The sequence below is a fragment of the Ulvibacterium sp. genome (assembly GCF_965228935.1).
In the GTDB taxonomy this organism is placed as follows: Bacteria; Bacteroidota; Bacteroidia; order Flavobacteriales; family Flavobacteriaceae; genus Ulvibacterium.
On the sequence record NZ_OZ245846.1, the window covers coordinates 5,743,016 to 5,762,443 of the forward strand.

The window sequence follows — 19,428 nt, forward strand, 5'->3', positions numbered from 1 at the left end:
CAACGCCTATGAATCCCCTACTCAACCCTTTTGATACGGCACCTTTCTCAAAAATTAAGGACGAACACTTTAAACCCGCTTTTCTCGAGGCGATCGAGGCTGCCCGAAAGGAAATCGATGCCATTACGGACAATCCCCATGGCCCGACCTTTGAAAACACCATTGAGGCGCTGGAGTTTGCCGGTCAGCATTTGGATAGGATTTCAAGCTTATTCTTTAACCTGAATTCCGCGGAAACCAATCCCAAAATCCAAAAGATTGCCCAGGAAATCTCCCCTCTGCTTTCGGAATTTAGCAATGATATCACCCTGAACGAAGCACTGTTCAAAAGGATACATTTCGTATACCGGCAAAAAAATGATTTAAACCTGTCGACAGAGCAACAGACTTTGCTGGAAAAAAAGTACAAAAGCTTTAGTCGCAATGGGGCCAATCTTCCTGAAGACAAAAAGAAACGGCTACGTGAAATCGATGCCGAGTTGGCCAAACTTAAATTGCAATTTGGGGAAAATGTATTGGCCGAAACCAATAAATATGAACTGCACCTCACCAACGAAAATGATTTGGACGGTTTGCCCGAAGGTGAAAAAGAGGCAGCCGCCCAATTGGCCCAATCAAAAGATAAAGAAGGTTGGATGGTAACCTTGGACTATCCTAGCTACATCCCTTTTATGAAATATGCCAAAAACCGGGAATTGCGTAAAAAGCTGTCCCTGGCTTTTGGTAGTAAAGGTTTTCATGGGGACGAACTAGATAATCGGGCAAACGTGCTCAGAATTGTCAAACTTCGACACGAAAGGGCAAATTTGTTAGGCTATGAGACCCATGCCCATTTTGTGTTGGAGGAGCGTATGGCCGAGACCCCAAAAAAAGTACATGCATTTTTGAACGAGCTCTTGGAGAAGGCCAAACCGGCCGCTGAGCGGGAATTTAAACAGTTGGAAGATTTCGCCAAGGAGCTTGATGGCATAGACCGATTACAAAAATGGGATGGTAGCTATTATTCCGAAAAATTGAAACAAAAACTCTTCAATTTGGATGATGAGAAGTTGAAACCTTATTTTAAGTTGGAAAATGTCATTACTGGGGTTTTCAAGGTCGCGGAAAAACTCTTCGGATTACAATTCGAGGAAGTTTTTGATGTTGATACCTATCATGAAGAAGTAAAAACCTTCAAAGTCTATGATTTGGAGAACAATTTCATCTCTCTCTTTTATGCCGACTTCCATCCCAGAAAAGGAAAGCGGGGCGGTGCTTGGATGACCTCGTACAAACCCCAGTACCAACGAAACGGGGAAAACGTGCGACCCCATGTCTCCAATGTCTGTAATTTTACACGCTCAACGCCTAGTAAGCCATCTTTGTTGACCTTTACCGAGGTTACCACATTGTTCCACGAATTTGGGCATGGATTGCACGGTATGTTGGCCGACACCACCTATCCTAGCCTTTCGGGTACTTCGGTCTATTGGGATTTTGTAGAACTTCCCAGTCAGGTGATGGAAAACTGGTGCTATGAAAAAGAAGCCCTTGAACTCTTCGCAACCCATTATGAAACGGGTGAGGCAATCCCTATGGGATTAGTTGAAAAAATAAAGGAATCCGCAACTTTTCATGAAGGTATGGCTACACTCAGGCAATTGAGTTTTGGATTGTTGGATATGGCCTGGCACGGAGGAAATCCTTCGAGCATAACCGATGTGAAAATTCATGAGAGCCAGGCTTTTGAGGGCACCCAATTGTATCCGAAGACCCCAGAAACTTGTATGAGTACCGCTTTCTCCCACATTTTTCAAGGGGGATATTCCTCGGGTTACTATAGTTATAAATGGGCCGAAGTTTTGGATGCCGATGCCTTTGCCCTCTTTAAGGAAAAAGGAATTTTTAGCGAAGAAGTGGCAACGAAATTCAAGGAAAATGTGCTTTCCAAAGGGGGTACCGAAAAACCGATGGTGCTCTATAAAAGATTTCGAGGTAGTGAACCAAGGATAGAGGCCTTATTGGAAAGGGCCGGGCTTTTGAATACTACGGAGTAGTTTTAGGTTAACTTATTGATAAGCCTTCATCCGGATTCTCATGTTCTAATACTTTTTACCGAACTTCGCCCAAAATTAGTATAATATGGTCTTATTCGTGGACATGGACGAGGTACTTGCGGATACCTACGGTGCACATATTGAACAATATAACGAAGACTTTGGCGAAAATCTTACCAAAGAATTCTGTTCCGGATGGGAAGTATGGCAAAAAGTACCCGAAAACAGAAGGGAAAGTATTCGTCGGCATACCGCTTTAAAGGGTTTTTTTAGAAATCTTAACGTGATTCCCGACAGTCAAACCGTTATGCAGGAACTGACCCAAAAATATGAGGTGTATATTGCCTCCGCTGCCATGGAATTTCCAAATTCCCTTGAGGAAAAATCGGAATGGCTGGATGAGTATTTTCCCTTCATCCCTTGGCAGCAACGTATTCTATGCGGTCACAAGCACATTTTAAAGGGAGATATCTTGATTGATGATCGCAGCCGTAATTTGGAAACCTTTCAAGGTAGGAGCATCATGTTCAGCTCCCCGCATAATATCCACACCAACGGTTTTGAGAGGGCCAAGGATTGGAAGGAAGTGGGCAAAATATTGCTATAGTAATCCAAGCCGCTTCCCAAGACTAGTCAAACTTCACTTGAATGATTTTTTCAAAACCATGCCTGGAAAAAATTTCAAACCCCAATAATTGTGTTCCCGTGTTCGGTGCATCAAAGTCCGAAGGGGGTGGATCGGTCTCATATGTTTTAAATGAGGCTTCCTTTGGTTGCAGCAACTTGACCGTTATGGATTCTCCTTCCTTAGATAGATAAGCGGCCCGGCCGTCTTCGGCAATTTTTATTTTAGCAGGGGTTACAAAAGCCCAGCGAATTTTGGCATTGCCTGTCTCTCCAATATGTAGGGAATCCGTGATTACAAGTTCTTGATTGTGGCCAACTTCAAAAGTCCTTTTCGCGTGGGCCAATTGGGGGGCATAAATTGCGGACAAATTTACCCCCAGCTTAAACGCATGGCCATCATCATCGGTCTTTTCTATAGGGGCAAAGGCATCCGGATTTTGCAAGGAGTCATTAACGACAAGGGTATTATGGGAAAATACATTGTTTCTAAAAACCTTCCATCTGTCGGATTCCTTGTTCTTTTTCCAAATACCCAGTCCTAAGCTTTCAAGGGAATGATATCCCTGTAGACCAAGATCCAATGCCCAGCGTATCCCATGCTTCTCGAATACAAAGGAACCAATATCCATATGGGCATGATTTGCAGAGGGACTCCCAGCCTTTACACCAAGGTAAAGGGCAGAATCCGACCATGCCGACCGATATATGGCAATTGGAGTAGTACCCTGCGCAAAATACTGGTTTTGAGCATCAAACCTAAGTTCAGGAATATCAAGCGACCATATGAGAATAAATGGAAGAAACCGATTTGAAATTCCTGCGGCCCTAAATTTTTTATCACCATCCATGTAAGATTTCAAAATATCGATTTCTTGCCATAGCAATTCAGGTCTTCCCATTTCCTTGGAAAAATAAAATTGTGCCGCATTGAGCCTAGGGCTTTCCCTGGAATCGGAATAATTGAAATATAGTCCGGACGGGCCTACAACATGACGATAATAGTTGGCGGTTTCCAGAAATCCAGGTTGATCCAATAATCCAAAATCGGAAGCAAAGGCCGTTTGTAACGCAGCAATAAAAAGTACATTGTATGTTGTACCATAAGACCAGTACATGGGCCCTTCAGGATAGTTCCCATTGGCCGCATATTCTTTCATTGCCTCTGGAACATGTTCAATGCCTCTTTTGATTACCTTGGCGCATACGTCAGGGGCCGAATCGAATACCGCAATTGCCGCAGCGGTCAATCCACCATGGCAGACAGGGTTCCAATTATTGGAAGAACTGATCCAACCATGTTCCAAAGTCTCGTCCAGGGAGGTCTCAATTCCTTTTTCCAATAAGGCCTCGGTAATTGTTTCTCTTTCCGTGGAACTCAGGTCATGGAACAGCCAATCATATCCTATAGCCAAGCCCATGGCCATTTCGGCAACGTCCAAATAATGAGAGGGATTCCAAGACGAAAATCCGCTTGCGGTCAGCATTTCCTGTTTGGCTTTCTCAAAATAAGGCCTATGTCCCGTAATCTTGTACGCATAGGCCAAATAAAGTATACGCTTCAAATAGGTTCTCGAAACTTCAAGTAATCTTCTGCCCTCCTTAATTTCCAGGGCAGGAGGAATGACCAAAAGACTGTCGCAATTCCTTAAAATCTGTTCATGGATAAACGCGTATCTCGTATCGGAGTCGATTCTTTGTTTTATTTTATTAATCGTACCTGATGCAATAAACAATCTTGGATGTTCCCTGGCCAGATTTTCAAATGTCTGTGAATGCAAAAGCTGAATCGATAAAGAGAACAGAAGAAGTATTCCTATCCGGCGCTTAATTATCATAATCCCTTAAAATTTCTTTTTGATTTTCCAATGGTCATAGCCACCTTCCAAATTAACCACATTTTGGTAGCCCAAGGAATCGAGCAGTTTTTGGGCCTTGGCACTCCTACCCCCTTTTTTACAATACAGATACAGCTTTTTATCCTTAGGTATGGTATCAAAATGTTCTTGAAACCCTGTACCGAGCCAGTTGATATTCAAAGCATTCTCCAGGTGCCCCATGTTGAACTCCTTAGGGGTCCGGACATCGATCAATATCCCATCTTTGATATCCTTTTGTGAAAACTCTGTGATAGGTTTTGATTTTATTTGGCCATAACAACAATTAAGGCTAAGAAAAATCACGATTAAAGGTAAAAATTTCATCGAATTCAGTTTAAAAATCAAAAATAAGCAATTATGGCAGCTAGAAAATACAGGGAACAAAATGGGAATATGAGGTTAATTAAATCAAATTCATCTATTTTTGACAATGACAAGGCATCTATGACCATGCAACAACTACATCCCGAAACTTGGGTAGACTCCTATGCGGACTATCTTTTTAACTATGCCGTGGCCCGAGTAAACGATTCGGAGATCGCCAAGGATCTGGTCCAGGAAACCTTTTTTGCCGGATTGAATTCAGCAAAGAATTATAAAGGAGACGCATCCGAGCGCACTTGGCTTATCGCTATTTTAAAACGAAAGGTTATTGATTATTACAGAAAGATCAATTCAAAAAAAGGCAAGGCGGAGGTACGTATGAACTATAGCGCGGGAAGCGAAGCAGAAGGCGATTGGATGGAGGAGCAAGTAGCAGATCCGTCCAGTAACTTTGAGAACGATGCCATTGAAAATGAGGAATTGGGATTGGCCATACAAAACTGTATTTCCAAATTACCCAAGAAACAATCCTTGGTTTTCACCATGAAAACCATACGTGGAATGAGTACCGAAGATATTTGTAATGAACTTGGTATAAACCCGTCTAACCTATGGGTGATGATCCATAGGGCCAGAACATCCCTGATGGGTTGTCTTAACCAAAATTGGTTTTAAAATGATGATATCCTGCGAGAAAGCGGCGTCGATATGCAATAAGACACAATATAGGGAAGCGACCTTTATGGAAAAGGTAAAGCTGAAGATGCATTTGCTCATGTGCAAAACATGTTCGGCCTTTACCAAAAAGAATACGAAGTTGACCGTTTTGTGCGAAAAAGCAAATCTACATAGCCTCTCAGAAGGTGAAAAAATTAAAATGAAACGGCGATTGGAAGAGAAAATCTAATTTTTTATTCCATTATCCAAATTAGCACCCACCAGAAAAAGGGTATTGCCTCTACCCAGAAAGCTGAAAAATGCGTATTCTGATCCTTCCGAGTCAGCATTAAAATACTTACCACACCTAAAAATAAAAACGCTTTGGACAAAACTTCGTTTTGGGTGGTCTCATCTTTCAAAAAAGTCAGAAAAAAGAAGCTGAAAATCAATAGTATGCCCAAAATTTTGGTTTTTACCACACCATAAAGACGGGGTAATGTTTTCAATTCCGGTGGATCGTATGCCATATCCCGAATTTCAAAGGGTATTATTAATGCAAGTACCAACATAAAGCGTTGTATCGTTTCCACCCAAACATCCCAGGAAAGATTCAAACCCTCGGCCACTACTGGCAGAATTACAGTAGTACCCGCCCAAACGATAGCCACGGGAAATATCTTAAAACCTGCCAAACTTCTTAAGTTCCGAGTTTTGGGCAGGACGGGAAGCGCATATAGACCCGTAAACAATCCCAGTATTCCTAACATAAAAATGGTGTTCCATTCAAGAAAAAATAGATGGTATACCGCAATTCCCAGACAAACGAAGCTAAAAAATTGAATGTACCCATGGTATCGGTCGGCTAGCCGAATGTATTTTTTTACTTCCAGCCCGTATTTAATAAAATTATAACAGGCAATACTGCCAAAAAAAACAAGGGAAAACAAGTGTTTGTCCGTTGGGATATGTAGTATTGAAGATGTTACCCAAAGCAATGAAAGGATGGACAAGGCCACGTGGATGCTAGCGTCTAGATAAAAATCAAAAATACGCTTCAGGAGCTTCATCGAACAAAAGTAGCCAAACTGTTTATAAACCCCTTTTTTCGTTAAAAACTTTGCCCCTCGCTCTACCTTGTTTTGGCCATTTTCAGGGAATTTATCCCTAATTTTGTGCAGCTTTTAGTAAAGATTATGAGGACAGATCTGTTTGCTTTGCGCCATATAGGGATACGGGAAGAAGACCTTCCGTATATGTTGAAAGTCATAGGGGTAGAGAACTTGGAACAACTTGTTTATGAGACGCTTCCTGATGAAATTCGGCTTAAGGAACCTTTGAAGTTGGAGAATCCCATGAGCGAGCACAAATTTTTGGCCCATTTACAGGAGTTGGCCCAAAAGAATAAAGTTTTTCGCTCGTATATAGGGTTGGGATACCATGAAAGCCTAACACCCTCCGTTATAAAACGCAATATTCTGGAGAACCCGGGATGGTATACTGCATATACCCCCTATCAGGCCGAAATCGCCCAAGGTCGTTTGGAGGCGTTGCTAAACTTCCAGACCATGGTATGTGACCTTACCGGAATGGAAATTGCCAATGCCTCCTTGCTGGACGAAAGTACGGCGGCAGCCGAGGCCATGACCATGTTATTCGCCGTAAGAAGCCGCGAGCAAAAAAAGAACGATGTCAACAAATTTTTCGTTTCCCAAGATGTCTTGCCCCAAACATTATCACTTTTAAAGACCCGTTCGGCACCCTTAGGGATTGAACTTATTATCGGCGATTATAGGGAGTTTAGTTTTGGGAACGATTTCTACGGAGTCCTTTTGCAATATCCAGGTAAATACGGCCAAGTTCATTCATATTCGGATTTTATCGCAAATGCTAGAGAGAACAACATCAAAGTCTCCGTGGCCGCAGATATTTTAAGTCTGGTGCTGCTGGCCCCTCCCGGAGAACTTGGTGCCGATGTAGTTTTGGGTACTACCCAGCGTTTTGGAATTCCATTGGGATATGGTGGGCCCCACGCCGCCTATTTCGCCACCAAGGAAGAATACAAAAGACATATCCCGGGTCGCATAATAGGTGTCACCAAGGATATGGACGGAAAGTCCGCCTTACGTATGGCCCTACAAACCAGGGAACAGCATATTAAAAGGGACAAGGCCACGTCCAATATTTGTACGGCTCAGGTACTTTTGGCCGTTATGGCGGGCATGTATGCGGTATATCATGGCCCTAAGGGACTAAAATATATTGCTGAAAAAGTACACCGTACCGCAGTAACATTGGCAGAGAGCCTGGAAAAAATGGGACTGTATCAATTAAATACTTCCTATTTCGATACCATTACGGTCAAATGTGATGCTGAAAGGCTTAGACCAATAGCGGAAAAACATGAAATCAACTTTCTATATATAGACGCGGATACCGTTTCCATTTCGGTAAACGAAGCCACCTCAATCAATGATTTGAACCAAATTCTCAGGGTTTTTTCCGAAATCCTGGATAAAGAAATCAACCCTATCAAAAAACTATCGGATCAGTCCGCTATTCTGGAAGATGTCGTGCGCATTTCCCCGTTTTTGGAAAACCCAGTATTCAATTCCTATCATTCCGAAACCGAATTGATGCGTTATATCAAAAAATTGGAGCGAAAGGATCTATCCTTGAACCATTCTATGATTTCTTTGGGGTCTTGTACCATGAAGCTCAATGCAGCTTCGGAAATGTTGCCCATAAGTTGGACAAATTGGGGCAATATCCACCCTTTTGTGCCGATTGAACAGGCGGAGGGTTATCAAATTGTTTTACGGGGATTGGAAAAGGATCTTACGGAAATCACAGGTTTCGCTGGGACTTCGTTACAGCCCAATTCAGGTGCCCAAGGCGAGTACTCGGGCCTTATGATAATAAGGGCCTACCACGAATCCAGGGATGAGGGACACCGTAATATCTGTATTATTCCCGCATCGGCACACGGTACCAACCCGGCATCCGCAGTAATGGCCGGAATGCAGGTGGTAGTGACCAAAACGGACGACAAGGGAAATATAGATGTGGCCGACTTGGAAGAAAAAGTGACTAAACATGCTGATAATTTGGCCGCTTTAATGGTCACCTACCCCTCCACCCATGGGGTTTTTGAATCTTCTATTAAGCACATCACCAAACTAGTCCATGATAATGGGGGACAAGTCTATATGGATGGTGCGAATATGAACGCCCAGGTTGGATTGACCAATCCAGCATCGATCGGGGCCGATGTTTGCCATCTTAATCTTCATAAAACTTTCGCCATACCACATGGCGGGGGAGGACCGGGGGTGGGCCCCATATGTGTTGCAGAACAATTAGTGCCCTTTCTCCCCGGAAATCCTATAATCCCGACCGGCGGGGAAAAGGCGATTTCCGGAATTTCGGCCGCGCCTTGGGGAAGCTCCCTGGCCTGCTTAATATCCTATGGATATATTAAGATGTTAGGAGAAGAAGGATTGACACATTCCACCAAAATCGCAATCCTCAATGCCAACTACATCAAACATCGTCTTTCCGGAAAATATAATGTCCTGTACAGTGGGGAAAATGGGCGAGCGGCACACGAGATGATTATTGACTGTAGACCTTTTAAACAAAATGGTATAGAGGTAGTAGACATTGCCAAACGGCTTATGGATTATGGTTTTCATGCTCCTACGGTCTCCTTCCCGGTAGCAGGAACGGTGATGATCGAACCTACCGAAAGTGAAAGTTTGGGTGAATTGGATCGGTTTTGTGATGCCATGTTAGCTATCCGGGAGGAAATTGATGCGGCGAATACGGACAATCCCGATAACGTACTAAAAAACGCACCACACACTTTGGAGATGGTTACCCATGATGACTGGAATTACCCTTATAGTAGACAGAAAGCGGCATTCCCCTTGCCCTATATCGCAGGGAATAAGTTCTGGCCATCCGTCAGAAGGGTGGATGACGCCTATGGCGACCGAAATCTAATCTGTACTTGTGTACCTGTAGAGGCCTATGCCGAAGTGTAAGGCCATACTATTGCCTAATGTATAGGTTGCAAGGCCTATATCGAAGCTGTAAAAACCTATGGCCCCTTTAAATGATGTACGAAAACACCTATCCCGGCAAGCGATTTAAGCATACCTTGGAGTTTCTCCAAAAACATGTCTCTATTGAGGAATCTATTTTAGATCTTGGAGTGGAAAATCCTTTTTCAGAAATTATGTTGAAGCAGGGATATACAGTAGAAAACACAAAGGGAGAGGATTTGGATGTTGACTTTTCCACAGTTCAAAACACGACTACGGACGTGGTAACAGCTTTTGAGATCTTTGAACACTTGGTAGCTCCATTTAATGTACTTAGAAAAATAAAATCCAATAAATTGGTTGCCAGTATCCCTTTACGATTGTGGTTTTCACCGGCTTACCAAAACAAATCCGATCCTTGGGATAGGCACTATCATGAATTTGAGGATTGGCAGTTTAATTGGTTATTGGAAAAAGCGGGATGGGAAATCAAGGATGCGGCCAAATGGACAAATCCCGTTAAAAAAATTGGTATACGTCCTTTGTTGAGAAGCTTTACGCCACGATATTATATCGTCTACGCGGTACGAAAAAATGAAGGTTCTGAATTGAAAGCTCAGAATCAATAGTTATGATGGACTATTACATCATAATCCCGGCCCACAATGAAGAAGCCTTTTTAGCGGATACGTTGAATTCCATCCAACAACAGACCCTACTTCCCAAAAAAGTTATAGTGGTAAATGATAATTCTACCGATGGCACGGAATCCATTATAGATGATTTTGTAAAGAGCGGTTCCCCTTTTGAAAAACTCAACATCGCGTCCTCAACGGACCATTTGCCCGGTCGTAAGGTAATCAATGCTTTCAATAGGGCTTTGGAGATACTGGATGGAGCCTATGACTTTCTGGTCAAGCTTGATGCGGACATCATCCTACCCCATAATTATTTTGAAAGAGTTGCTGAAATATTCAGGGTACATCCTGAAGTTGGAATAGCCGGTGGGTTTGCCTATGAAAAGGATGGTAACGGGGAATGGAAATTGAACCATCCTATGAACAAAGATCATGTGAGGGGCGCCTTCAAAGCCTATACCAAGGCTTGTTTTATAGCCATAAACGGACTTAGAAATGCCATGGGATGGGATACGGTAGATGAACTTTTGGCTCAATATCATGGTTTTAAAATCTTTACGGAGGATAGCCTAGAGGTGAAGCATCTACGTCCAACGGGAAAGGCCTACAATAAAAAAGCTAGATTATTGCAAGGAGAAGCCATGTATACCATGGGCTACGGAGTTCTGCTCAGCGGTATAGCTTCATTAAAAATGGCCTTGAAACAGCGAAATTTAAATGTCTTTTTTCACAACCTCAGAGGTTTTTTCAAGGCCAAGAAAAAAAAGACCCCCTATTTGATATCCGAAAAAGAGGTCAAGTTTGTTAGAAAGCTGAGATGGAAAAACATCAGAAGGAAATTTGTAAAGAAGTAAAACCAAAAAACCGCAAGGGAATACTTTGCGGTTTTTTTATACGATAAAATTGTTCTTTCTTAAATTCCCAATTCTGCCTTAACTTCCGGTAAAATATCTTTGCCCTTCGACACTATGAGAGGTCCCCCGGCCTGGGCATCAATTACATAGTCAAAGCCTAGGGACGCGGATACTTTTTCAATGGCTGTCTTGGCTTTTTCCATAATAGGCTGAATAAGTTCCGCCTGTTTTTTGCCCAATTCCTGCCGCGCCGCCTGTTCTGCCTCCCCTATACTCTTCTGGAAACCCTGTAACTCAACGACCCTTTTTTCATTTTCCTCCCTAGTTTTGGAAGCAGCCTCATTTTCGTATTGGGTAGTTTTGTTCTGATATTCCTTATAAGAGCTTTCAATATCCGCCCTATATGTTTCCTGAAGCTTTTTAAGTTCGGCTTCGGCCGCTTTCATCTCCGGCATGGCAGACAACAACTGGGTTACATCAATATGGGCAATCTTACTCTGCGCATTTACAAAACTGGTCACGGCTATGAACAAAACTAATGCTATAGCTATCCTTCTTACTTGTTTCATGAGTTAAATTTTAATTGTTTTTAATGGTCTCATGGAATTTTCGTTAATCGAGTAAATTTTTTTTTCAAATTTAATTATTTGTCAGATAAAGTCAATTCCATGAACTTTGATTCTAATTTTTGAGTGTTAATTATGGTTAAAAGCTTTTTTAGTCCTGGTTTGTGGAATCATTTTCGTCCTCGGCTTCAGTTTCTTGTTTTTTTCGGGCTTCCAGTTTAGCTTTCCGTTTTGCTTCACGTTCCTCTAAAAGTTTTTGCCTTCTTGCCTCATATGCCTTTTTACGCTCTTCCCTTAATTTCAATTGTTCCGCCCTCCTTTCATCTGCCGTTTTGGCCCTTGCTTCCGCAGCCTGTTCCGCTTTTTCCTTACGTTCCCTAAGGGCATCGCTCATTTCCTCTTCGGCCGGTTCCCCTTCAAAATCCTGAAGTCGGCTCCTGGTCTCCGGTTTCTTCTTGGGTTTGCTGATTTTTCGGGTCCTGGCAATACCCCTTAAAATCAAATCGCTAATATCGTGCCTTTTTTCGGAGTACAACATTACAACATCTGCCGATTTATCAAAAATAAAATCATATCTTTTGTTGGCCCCGATTTTTTGAACTTCATTGAATACCTGATCTTGTATGGGTTGGATAAGTTGACGTTTTTGTATGACCAAATCTCCTTGCGGACCAAATCGATCTTGTTGATATTCCAACATTTCCTTCTCCAAAATCTGTATTTCCTCCTCACGTTCGGCAATGAGCTCATCGGTCAACAATACCTTTTCCGCCATAAGGTCTTTCTTCATTTGATCGACCGAACTTTGCTTCTGCTCAATTTCCACCTTCCATTTTTGTACCTTAGACTCCAATTGCTCGCTAGCTTCCCTATATTCCTCAACGTTTTCCAAGATATATTCCATATCCACATAAGCGATCCGAACTCCACGCTGGGCATGTGAAGACCAAGCGAACATCACGATTAATAGGATTAAAAGAACGTTTGATTTTTGCTTCATTGTATTTTCGTTTTATCCAATAGAAAATATCATGCCAAAATTACTAAAACTTTTAAAATGAAAGGATTAGCTACCGTCATGACTTCCAAATCTAAAACTGTTGGCCAATGATGAAGTGCGTTTGCCATCCGCTTGGGCCTGCTTGGGGGCTGACATTATCTGGATCAAACCCGTACCCAAAATCAATACCCAATAGACCGAATGCCGGCATAAATATCCGAAGCCCCGCCCCGACCGATCGTTTTAACTCAAACGGATTAAACTCCTGAAAATTGTTGAAAGCGTTCCCAGCTTCCAAAAAAGTTAGGGCAAATATGGATGCGGAAGGTTTTAAGGTAAGCGGATATCTTAATTCCATGGAGTATTTATTGTATACCAATCCTCCCTCTTGTCTTCCCGTTGTAGGGTTGATAGGTGTCAACGATTGGTTTTCATACCCCCTTAACTGTATGATGTCCCTTCCGTCCAGTGTAAAGTTTCCAAGACCATCGCCCCCGACAAAAAACCGTTCAAAAGGAACGTCTCCAATATCCCTATTGTAACTCCCCAAGAACCCGAATTCCGCATTGGTCCTCAACACCAGTGATTTATCCGCACTACCCACCAGGGTGGTATACCAGTCTCCCCTGAATTTAATTTTGTAATACTCCAACCACTTAAAACGCTCTTCCTCCAGCGCTTCCCGTCTTTCATTAAGGGCTATGGCCTGCGGGTCATTGGGATCTAATTGGCTGATCTCTTCCAAAAGTTCCTCGCTTTCATCTCGAATGGCCTTAAAATCCTTGTTGCTAAAAAGAGAGTACGGTGGTGTCAGCTTTGTAGTAATCTCAAAATTGGATCCCCCACGTGGAAATATGCGCCCTCCAGAAGTTGCATTTCTTGATATTCCCAAGGTATAAGTAAATGAATTGGACGATCCATTACCAAAACTGAACAACCCAATATTGTAGTTATTAAAGTCATACAGCTGATATCCCAAGGAATGGGAAATTGTAAAGAAATCATCCGGCCATTGTACTCTTTTGGCCAGTCCCAGGGATATACCGGTAATGGCAAAACCCCGGCTTTTGTCCACATCTATTCTTCCCCTACCGTCAAAACTGGTTCCAAACTGCTGTGTACGGGATAGGGACAGATTAAAACGAACAGGTTTCTTGCCACCCAACCAGGGCTCTGAAAAGTTAAGACTATATACCCTAAAGGTCCTACTGGCCTGGACCCGTACGGCAAAAGTCTGCCCATCTCCCATGGGAACCGGTTTATAGGCTTCTCCCTTCAGCAAGTTCTTTATGGAAAAGTTATTGAACGAAAGTCCCAGGGTCCCAATAAAACCTCCTCCTCCATAACCTCCCTGTAATTCTATTTGACTAGAACCGGATTCTACCAAACTATAGGCAATATCAACGGTACCTTCGTTGGGATTGGGATTCTGTATATCCGGTTTTATCTGCTCGGCATCAAAATAGCCAAGCTGTCCCAATTCCCGTATACTTCTAATGATATCCGATTTGTTGTATTTCTGACCAGGTCGTGTACGGAGTTCCCTAAAGATAACATGATCATTGGTCTTATCATTTCCAGAAACCGTAATATGATCCAGAAATGTTTCCTTGCCCTCTATGATTCTAATCTCGAAATTTATGGTATCGTTCTGGGCAGAGACCTCAACCGGGTTGATACTGGAAAAAAGATAGCCATTGTTCTGATATAGATTGCTCAGATCCACTGCATCCGGTTTGGAATCGTCCGCAATCCGCTCCCTAAGCAATACCCCATTATAGGTAGCTCCTTTTTTGATACCCAATACCTGGCTCAGTTGCCTATCTGTATATACACTGTTCCCGACAAAATCAATATCCCCAAAATAGTATTTGTTCCCTTCCTCGACCGCAATTTTGATGTTAATGTTGTTATCATCCAGTTTTATCACGGAGTCCGATAGTATACGAGCATCCCTATATCCATTTTCGGCATATTTGTCCACTAAGAGCGAGAGATCGTTTTCATAATCATCTTCTATAAATTTGGATTTTTTCCAAAACCGACCCAACCTCTTTTCCTTGGTCTTCTTAAATGCTTTTCGTAATTTCTTGCTCTTAAGCTTCTCATTTCCCTCGAAAATGATATCCTTAATCTTAACCTTATCCCCTTTGTTAACATTGATGACCATCTTTTGGGCATTGGTCTCGGAGGTGTCCTTAGCAGTGATTATGGAAACCTTGGCATTTAGAAAACCTTGTTTTCTGTACTTGTTTTGAAGATAATTTTTAGTATTTGCGATTAAGCTCTCGGTAATCTTTTTACCTTTCTTAAGGTCGGTATCCTTTACAATATCGTCCACTTTCCTTTTTTTGATACCATTTATGGTAACTTTGGACAAGGTAGGGCGCTCTATTATATTAAGTTCCAAAAAAACTTCGTCCCCCTCTATTTTAGTGATATAAAAATCGATGTCGCTAAAAAGTTCCAGCCCCCATAACTTTTTAATGACCGCGCTTATCTGCTCCCCGGGAACCGTGATGGGCTGCCCCACCCTAAGGCCGGTATAGGTCTTAACGGTCTGTTCGTTATAGCTCTGCAACCCTGTTACTTCCAGACCTCCAAGGATATATTTTTTCCCCTCCTCATATGAGGTTACCTGGGCGAAAGTGAATGTGGTGATGAAGAGTAAAAGGAAGGTGATCAGTGGTCCAAGAGATATGAACCTTTTCATATCGCTAGTTGAGTTGTTCGCTAGTTTTTCCAAATCGTCGTTCTCTGTTCTGGTAATTACGGATGGCCTCTGCCAAATGTTCCTCACTAAAATCGGGCCAAAATACGTCAATAAAATATAATTCCGCATACGCTATCTGCCAAAGCAAAAAATTGCTGATCCTATGTTCCCCACTGGTACGGATCAACAAGTCCACATCTGGTAAATCGTGCGTGTAAAGATGGCTATTTATAATGGTTTCGTCAATATTTTCAGGAGAAATTATATTATTTTTAACTTTGCTACTTATCTGCTGTATCGCATTTTTCAATTCCTCGCGAGCGCCGTAACTAAGGGCCAAAGTAAGGGTCATCCCCGTATGATGATTCGTCTTTTGCATAACTTCCAACAACTCGTCCTGGGCTTTTTTTGGCAATGATCCAATATCACCAATGGTGTTTAACCTAACATTGTTTTCCTCAAAGGTCCGGAGTTCCTTTTTTAAGGAGGAGACCAAAAGTTTCATTAAGGTATCCACTTCCAGTTTTGGTCGTTTCCAATTTTCAGTGGAAAATGTATAAAGGGTTAGGAATTGTATTCCGATCTTAACGCAGTCTTCTACGGTATTCCGTACGGTGCGTACCCCATTCTCATGCCCAAACACCCTTAGTTTTCCCCTTTCCTTTGCCCACCTTCCATTACCATCCATGATAATGGCCAAGTGTTTCGGAAGGTTTTCACGATTGATATCTTGCAAAATGCCCATATGCAAAGTTACTCAAAACAATCGGAGCACGGCTTTCTGCCAAAAGTATAGGTAAGGGTCACTCCCGAAAAGACGTACCAATCATCGCTAAGAATATTTCCAAACTCGGGTCCAGGGTTAATTTGTTGCATAACATTGGATTTCTCGGGATTGCTTCCATCGAGATTATCCGTAAAGGTGTATCTGGCCCCGATCTCGGCCCCAATAATCAAAAATTGGTTGAGGCGCAATTTGGCACCTACGGTCATTGGAATGGCCAAAGAACCGTCCCTTTGATCGGCATTGATAAATTGGCCTGCATCGAAATAGTTGTAATCATATCGGAAGTAGGTTAACCCGGTATACAGATATGGTGTAAACGCCGGGCCAAGCTTATGAAGATTGTATTCCACAAAATTAAACTCCAATCCGGCCGAGGCTTCCAAGATGGAGTTGTCCATTACAAAACCTCTTTGTTGTCTGGAGGAGATATTGGATTTGGAGTCATCGGCGGTGAACTTTCCATAGATAATACTTGCCCTCCATGCATATCTCTTGCTCTTGTTCCATTTGAACAATCCGCCAATAGCTATATCGGATGGTAGAATATAGTTGGTCCTTCCCACATCCCCGATAACATTCGCCCCACCAAAAAAACCTCCTATTTCATACGTTTGGGCGCCCAACTTAAAACTGATCAAAACAAGAATTACGATAATGCATCGCTTCATAAATTCCAAAAGTTTGCGAATATACCAATTTTGGCCTACTCCATTGGTTATATTCCCGTTCTCTCTTGATAAACAGCTTTTAGTTGTATTTATTGTTCCAAGGAAGTGTCAATTACGGCGATCTTCTCCCCACAAAAGTTTATTCCGAAGAGTTTTTAAAAAGCTTTCAGAAGTGTATTCTATCATCTTTACGGTAAAACCAGCTTTTTCTACGGTTATTTCGGTTCCATTTTCTACCGATGCAATTCTGGAATCCAATGAAATCAAATGATGTTCCTCCCTACCCGAAACCTTCAGGCGTATTACCGTCTCATCCGAAATGACCAAGGGCCTGGCGTTAAGATTATGTGGCGCAATAGGAGTTAGGACCAGGGATTTTGCCGTGGGAATAATTACCGGCCCCCCACAACTCAACGAGTAACCAGTAGATCCGGTAGGCGTAGAAACAATGAGCCCGTCCGCCCAATACGATGTTAAATACTCCCCATCCAAATATGTTTCGATGGTAATCATGGAAGTGGTATCCTTTCTACTAACGGTAACCTCGTTAAGTGCGAAATTGAGGTCTTCAAATTCAGGGATATTCGAATTAGAGCTTACCTTGACCAGGCTTCTTTCCACAATGTGATAATCTCCCTTAACAAATTCCTGAACCACTTTTCTAACATCTTCCTTTTTAAAAGTGGACAAAAAACCCAAACGACCCGTGTTGACCCCAACAATCGGGATACCCAAATCCCTTACGTAAGTAGTTGCCCTTAAAATACTTCCATCTCCGCCAAAGCTGACGAACATATCATATGAACTGTCCAATCCCTCAAAAGCCGTGAAAGTTCTGAAATCCTTTATGCCAGGATGGTTATTGGATAAAAAGGCGTGGAAGTTTTTCTCAATGGATATATCGGCAGATACGGATTGGAGTTCCTCCAACAATTCCTCGACAAAATCGGAAGTCGTTTCTTGATACGTTTGGCCATATAGGGCAACCTTCATAGAATTTGGCTTTTGGAATTGAAAAAATTGGATACCATATTCAGAGAAATTAGTGAAGGACAGGAACCTGTCTTATTGTATCGGTTAAAATAGGTATAAAACGGAACAACCCTAATTATTATAAGTATAGAATCTAATCAACCGGGTAAGGAAATCAAAAAACGGTCCTATGATGATCTCGTTAAACATTTAAATACTTATCCAAATAATCCGATCGTTGCTTTAAATCCTCTAAAAACTGGTCGTCCTTGCTGCCCAGCAATATGTTGTAGTTATACCTCCTAAAGGTCTGCAATACTTCGTTTAGGCTGGAAGTGCTTATCTTAAGGGTAATCTGCACTACATCGCTACGCATATCCGTAATGAATGCACCAATAATCTTGGCATTGTTACTTTCTATAATTTGCGCAATCTCACTAAAAGAATAATCCTTGGTACCCTTAGCTACGACCACAATGTCTCCCGGTTCGGTAAAAAAAGGAGTATCTATAAACGCCCGGACAATTTCGGCAAGGTCATAATACCCGATTACTTTCTCATTGTCGTCCAATACGACCAAAAGGTTGGCCTCATTTCGTGCAAATGTTTCGAGAACGTCCAACCAATTACTATCCTTTCTTACAAAAAAGGCCTCCAAATTATATCTGTAGTCCTCAATTTTTTTATCACCTAGAGAGCTTTCCAAATCGTTTTCGCTCAAAATTCCCAAAAAACTACCATTTTCCGATACAGCTACGTGCGAAAAGACCGTACCTTCAAAAAAGGTAACAGCCTTTTTCAGGGAGTCCCCAATATCAAAAACCGGTAAGTCGGTAAGGATGTGCGTTTGAATCTGCATAACTTAAATATAGCGCAAAATAACAATTAAAAATATCAAAAGGCATGCCTAATTTGTATTTTTACGACGTAATAATAAATAAAGCGGATGACCCAACTTAGCGTTAATGTAAACAAGATTGCGACATTGCGAAATTCAAGGGGAGGAAACGTTCCCGATCTCCTTAAAATGGTTGTGGATATCGAGGAATTTGGATCTCAGGGGATTACCATACATCCCAGACCCGATGAAAGACACATACGTTACCAGGATGCCCGGGACCTTAAAAAAATAGTGACCACAGAATTGAACATAGAGGGCAATCCCATTCCAAAATTTGTCGATTTGGTACTCGAGGTAAAACCCACCCAGGTAACCCTGGTACCCGACGCGGTGGATGCCATAACCTCAAATGCCGGGTGGGATACCATCAAAAACAGGGGTTTTCTACAAGAGGTCATATCTACTTTTAATAAAAACGGAATACGAACCTCTATTTTCGTAGATCCCGATAACCGAATGGTAGAAGGCGCTGCCGAAACCGGTACAGATCGTATTGAGCTTTATACGGAAAGTTATGCCAAGTCATATAGCTCCAATAAAAAAACGGCGATACAACCTTTTATAGATGCAGCGGACTTGGCCCATAGATTAGGGTTGGGTATCAACGCAGGACATGATCTTAGCTTGGAGAATATAGCGTATTTTAAGAATAACGTCGGGCATTTGCTAGAAGTGTCCATTGGTCATGCACTGATCTGTGAGTCACTATATCTTGGGTTGGAAAATGTAGTACGGATGTATTTGAATAAACTGAAGTAACAT

The 19,428-nt window shown here is 42.1% G+C and carries 18 protein-coding genes; 8 read left to right on the forward strand and 10 right to left on the reverse strand.

The window, feature by feature from the left end; translation table 11 throughout:
* The first annotated feature begins 8 nt into the window (after nucleotides 1–8).
* Both ACO06Y_RS24345 and ACO06Y_RS24350 read left to right on the forward strand, forming a co-directional pair.
* Nucleotides 9–2,036 carry a M3 family metallopeptidase gene (locus ACO06Y_RS24345; RefSeq protein WP_422081670.1) on the forward strand — a complete coding sequence of 676 codons (2,028 nt, stop codon included), beginning with the start codon at nucleotides 9–11 and terminating at the stop codon, nucleotides 2,034–2,036.
* An 85-nt stretch (nucleotides 2,037–2,121) separates the two neighbouring features.
* Nucleotides 2,122–2,643, forward strand: coding sequence for a 5' nucleotidase, NT5C type (locus ACO06Y_RS24350; RefSeq protein ID WP_422081671.1), 522 nt, complete (start codon nucleotides 2,122–2,124; stop codon nucleotides 2,641–2,643).
* Nucleotides 2,644–2,665: 22 nt separating this feature from the next.
* Here ACO06Y_RS24350 and ACO06Y_RS24355 read toward each other — a convergent pair whose 3' ends face one another.
* Together ACO06Y_RS24355 and ACO06Y_RS24360 are read right to left on the reverse strand one after the other, a co-directional pair.
* Nucleotides 2,666–4,498 (reverse strand): heparinase II/III domain-containing protein, encoded by a 1,833-nt coding sequence (locus ACO06Y_RS24355; protein ID WP_422081672.1) that lies wholly within the window; start codon nucleotides 4,496–4,498, stop codon nucleotides 2,666–2,668.
* Nucleotides 4,499–4,504: 6 nt separating this feature from the next.
* Entirely contained in the window at nucleotides 4,505–4,864 is a 360-nt protein-coding gene (locus ACO06Y_RS24360) for a rhodanese-like domain-containing protein (RefSeq protein ID WP_422081673.1), read from the reverse strand.
* Nucleotides 4,865–4,984: 120 nt separating this feature from the next.
* Between ACO06Y_RS24360 and ACO06Y_RS24365 the strand changes: the two genes are divergently transcribed.
* Together ACO06Y_RS24365 and ACO06Y_RS24370 are read left to right on the forward strand one after the other, a co-directional pair.
* On the forward strand, nucleotides 4,985–5,539 hold the full coding sequence (locus tag ACO06Y_RS24365) for a sigma-70 family RNA polymerase sigma factor (protein ID WP_422084216.1): 555 nt from the start codon (nucleotides 4,985–4,987) through the stop codon (nucleotides 5,537–5,539).
* Between the two features lies 1 nt (nucleotide 5,540).
* Nucleotides 5,541–5,771: a hypothetical protein gene (locus ACO06Y_RS24370; RefSeq protein ID WP_422081674.1), complete on the forward strand. Its 231-nt coding sequence runs from the start codon at nucleotides 5,541–5,543 to the stop codon at nucleotides 5,769–5,771.
* Between the two features lie 4 nt (nucleotides 5,772–5,775).
* On the opposite strand, the gene ACO06Y_RS24375 is transcribed toward ACO06Y_RS24370, so the two are convergent.
* Complete coding sequence (locus tag ACO06Y_RS24375) at nucleotides 5,776–6,591, reverse strand: hypothetical protein (RefSeq protein ID WP_422081675.1); 816 nt, start codon at nucleotides 6,589–6,591, stop codon at nucleotides 5,776–5,778.
* Between the two features lie 126 nt (nucleotides 6,592–6,717).
* On the opposite strand from ACO06Y_RS24375, the gene gcvP reads away from it, so the two are divergent.
* The 3 genes from gcvP (at nucleotide 6,718) to ACO06Y_RS24390 (ending at nucleotide 11,059) form a co-directional block, all read left to right on the forward strand.
* Nucleotides 6,718–9,567: an aminomethyl-transferring glycine dehydrogenase gene (gcvP, locus tag ACO06Y_RS24380; protein WP_422081676.1), complete on the forward strand. Its 2,850-nt coding sequence runs from the start codon at nucleotides 6,718–6,720 to the stop codon at nucleotides 9,565–9,567.
* A gap of 74 nt (nucleotides 9,568–9,641) precedes the next feature.
* Nucleotides 9,642–10,196 (forward strand): methyltransferase, encoded by a 555-nt coding sequence (locus ACO06Y_RS24385; RefSeq protein ID WP_422084217.1) that lies wholly within the window; start codon nucleotides 9,642–9,644, stop codon nucleotides 10,194–10,196.
* A gap of 5 nt (nucleotides 10,197–10,201) precedes the next feature.
* Nucleotides 10,202–11,059, forward strand: coding sequence for a glycosyltransferase (locus ACO06Y_RS24390; RefSeq protein ID WP_422084218.1), 858 nt, complete (start codon nucleotides 10,202–10,204; stop codon nucleotides 11,057–11,059).
* 59 nt (nucleotides 11,060–11,118) lie between these two features.
* On the opposite strand, the gene ACO06Y_RS24395 is transcribed toward ACO06Y_RS24390, so the two are convergent.
* The 7 genes from ACO06Y_RS24395 to ACO06Y_RS24425 form a co-directional block, all read right to left on the reverse strand.
* Nucleotides 11,119–11,628, reverse strand: a complete 510-nt coding sequence (locus tag ACO06Y_RS24395; protein ID WP_422081677.1) for an OmpH family outer membrane protein — start codon at nucleotides 11,626–11,628, stop codon at nucleotides 11,119–11,121.
* Between the two features lie 148 nt (nucleotides 11,629–11,776).
* A complete protein-coding gene (locus ACO06Y_RS24400) occupies nucleotides 11,777–12,625 on the reverse strand; it encodes an OmpH family outer membrane protein (RefSeq protein WP_422081678.1) in 849 nt (282 codons plus the stop codon).
* Between the two features lie 91 nt (nucleotides 12,626–12,716).
* Entirely contained in the window at nucleotides 12,717–15,338 is a 2,622-nt protein-coding gene (locus tag ACO06Y_RS24405; protein WP_422081679.1) for a BamA/OMP85 family outer membrane protein, read from the reverse strand.
* Between the two features lie 4 nt (nucleotides 15,339–15,342).
* On the reverse strand, nucleotides 15,343–16,083 hold the full coding sequence (locus ACO06Y_RS24410) for an isoprenyl transferase (protein WP_422081680.1): 741 nt from the start codon (nucleotides 16,081–16,083) through the stop codon (nucleotides 15,343–15,345).
* Nucleotides 16,084–16,091: 8 nt separating this feature from the next.
* Nucleotides 16,092–16,793, reverse strand: coding sequence for a DUF6089 family protein (locus ACO06Y_RS24415; RefSeq protein WP_422081681.1), 702 nt, complete (start codon nucleotides 16,791–16,793; stop codon nucleotides 16,092–16,094).
* Nucleotides 16,794–16,901: 108 nt separating this feature from the next.
* Nucleotides 16,902–17,786, reverse strand: coding sequence for an NAD kinase (locus ACO06Y_RS24420; protein ID WP_422081682.1), 885 nt, complete (start codon nucleotides 17,784–17,786; stop codon nucleotides 16,902–16,904).
* A gap of 181 nt (nucleotides 17,787–17,967) precedes the next feature.
* Nucleotides 17,968–18,624: a CBS domain-containing protein gene (locus ACO06Y_RS24425; protein WP_422081683.1), complete on the reverse strand. Its 657-nt coding sequence runs from the start codon at nucleotides 18,622–18,624 to the stop codon at nucleotides 17,968–17,970.
* A gap of 87 nt (nucleotides 18,625–18,711) precedes the next feature.
* Here ACO06Y_RS24425 and ACO06Y_RS24430 point away from each other — a divergent pair, with 87 nt between their 5' ends.
* Nucleotides 18,712–19,425, forward strand: coding sequence for a pyridoxine 5'-phosphate synthase (locus ACO06Y_RS24430; RefSeq protein WP_422081684.1), 714 nt, complete (start codon nucleotides 18,712–18,714; stop codon nucleotides 19,423–19,425).
* The last annotated feature ends 3 nt before the right edge of the window (nucleotides 19,426–19,428 follow it).

Bases quoted from the DNA above. Each gene is read 5' to 3' on its own strand.
- ACO06Y_RS24345 (WP_422081670.1), top strand. From the start codon at position 9: ATGAATCCCCTACTCAACCCTTTTGATACGGCACCTTTCTCAAAAATT.
- ACO06Y_RS24350 (WP_422081671.1), top strand. From the start codon at position 2,122: ATGGTCTTATTCGTGGACATGGACGAGGTACTTGCGGATACCTACGGT.
- ACO06Y_RS24355 (WP_422081672.1), bottom strand. From the start codon at position 4,498: ATGATAATTAAGCGCCGGATAGGAATACTTCTTCTGTTCTCTTTATCG.
- ACO06Y_RS24360 (WP_422081673.1), bottom strand. From the start codon at position 4,864: ATGAAATTTTTACCTTTAATCGTGATTTTTCTTAGCCTTAATTGTTGT.
- ACO06Y_RS24365 (WP_422084216.1), top strand. From the start codon at position 4,985: ATGACCATGCAACAACTACATCCCGAAACTTGGGTAGACTCCTATGCG.
- ACO06Y_RS24370 (WP_422081674.1), top strand. From the start codon at position 5,541: ATGATGATATCCTGCGAGAAAGCGGCGTCGATATGCAATAAGACACAA.
- ACO06Y_RS24375 (WP_422081675.1), bottom strand. From the start codon at position 6,591: ATGAAGCTCCTGAAGCGTATTTTTGATTTTTATCTAGACGCTAGCATC.
- gcvP (WP_422081676.1), top strand. From the start codon at position 6,718: ATGAGGACAGATCTGTTTGCTTTGCGCCATATAGGGATACGGGAAGAA.
- ACO06Y_RS24385 (WP_422084217.1), top strand. From the start codon at position 9,642: ATGTACGAAAACACCTATCCCGGCAAGCGATTTAAGCATACCTTGGAG.
- ACO06Y_RS24390 (WP_422084218.1), top strand. From the start codon at position 10,202: ATGGACTATTACATCATAATCCCGGCCCACAATGAAGAAGCCTTTTTA.
- ACO06Y_RS24395 (WP_422081677.1), bottom strand. From the start codon at position 11,628: ATGAAACAAGTAAGAAGGATAGCTATAGCATTAGTTTTGTTCATAGCC.
- ACO06Y_RS24400 (WP_422081678.1), bottom strand. From the start codon at position 12,625: ATGAAGCAAAAATCAAACGTTCTTTTAATCCTATTAATCGTGATGTTC.
- ACO06Y_RS24405 (WP_422081679.1), bottom strand. From the start codon at position 15,338: ATGAAAAGGTTCATATCTCTTGGACCACTGATCACCTTCCTTTTACTC.
- ACO06Y_RS24410 (WP_422081680.1), bottom strand. From the start codon at position 16,083: ATGGGCATTTTGCAAGATATCAATCGTGAAAACCTTCCGAAACACTTG.
- ACO06Y_RS24415 (WP_422081681.1), bottom strand. From the start codon at position 16,793: ATGAAGCGATGCATTATCGTAATTCTTGTTTTGATCAGTTTTAAGTTG.
- ACO06Y_RS24420 (WP_422081682.1), bottom strand. From the start codon at position 17,786: ATGAAGGTTGCCCTATATGGCCAAACGTATCAAGAAACGACTTCCGAT.
- ACO06Y_RS24425 (WP_422081683.1), bottom strand. From the start codon at position 18,624: ATGCAGATTCAAACGCACATCCTTACCGACTTACCGGTTTTTGATATT.
- ACO06Y_RS24430 (WP_422081684.1), top strand. From the start codon at position 18,712: ATGACCCAACTTAGCGTTAATGTAAACAAGATTGCGACATTGCGAAAT.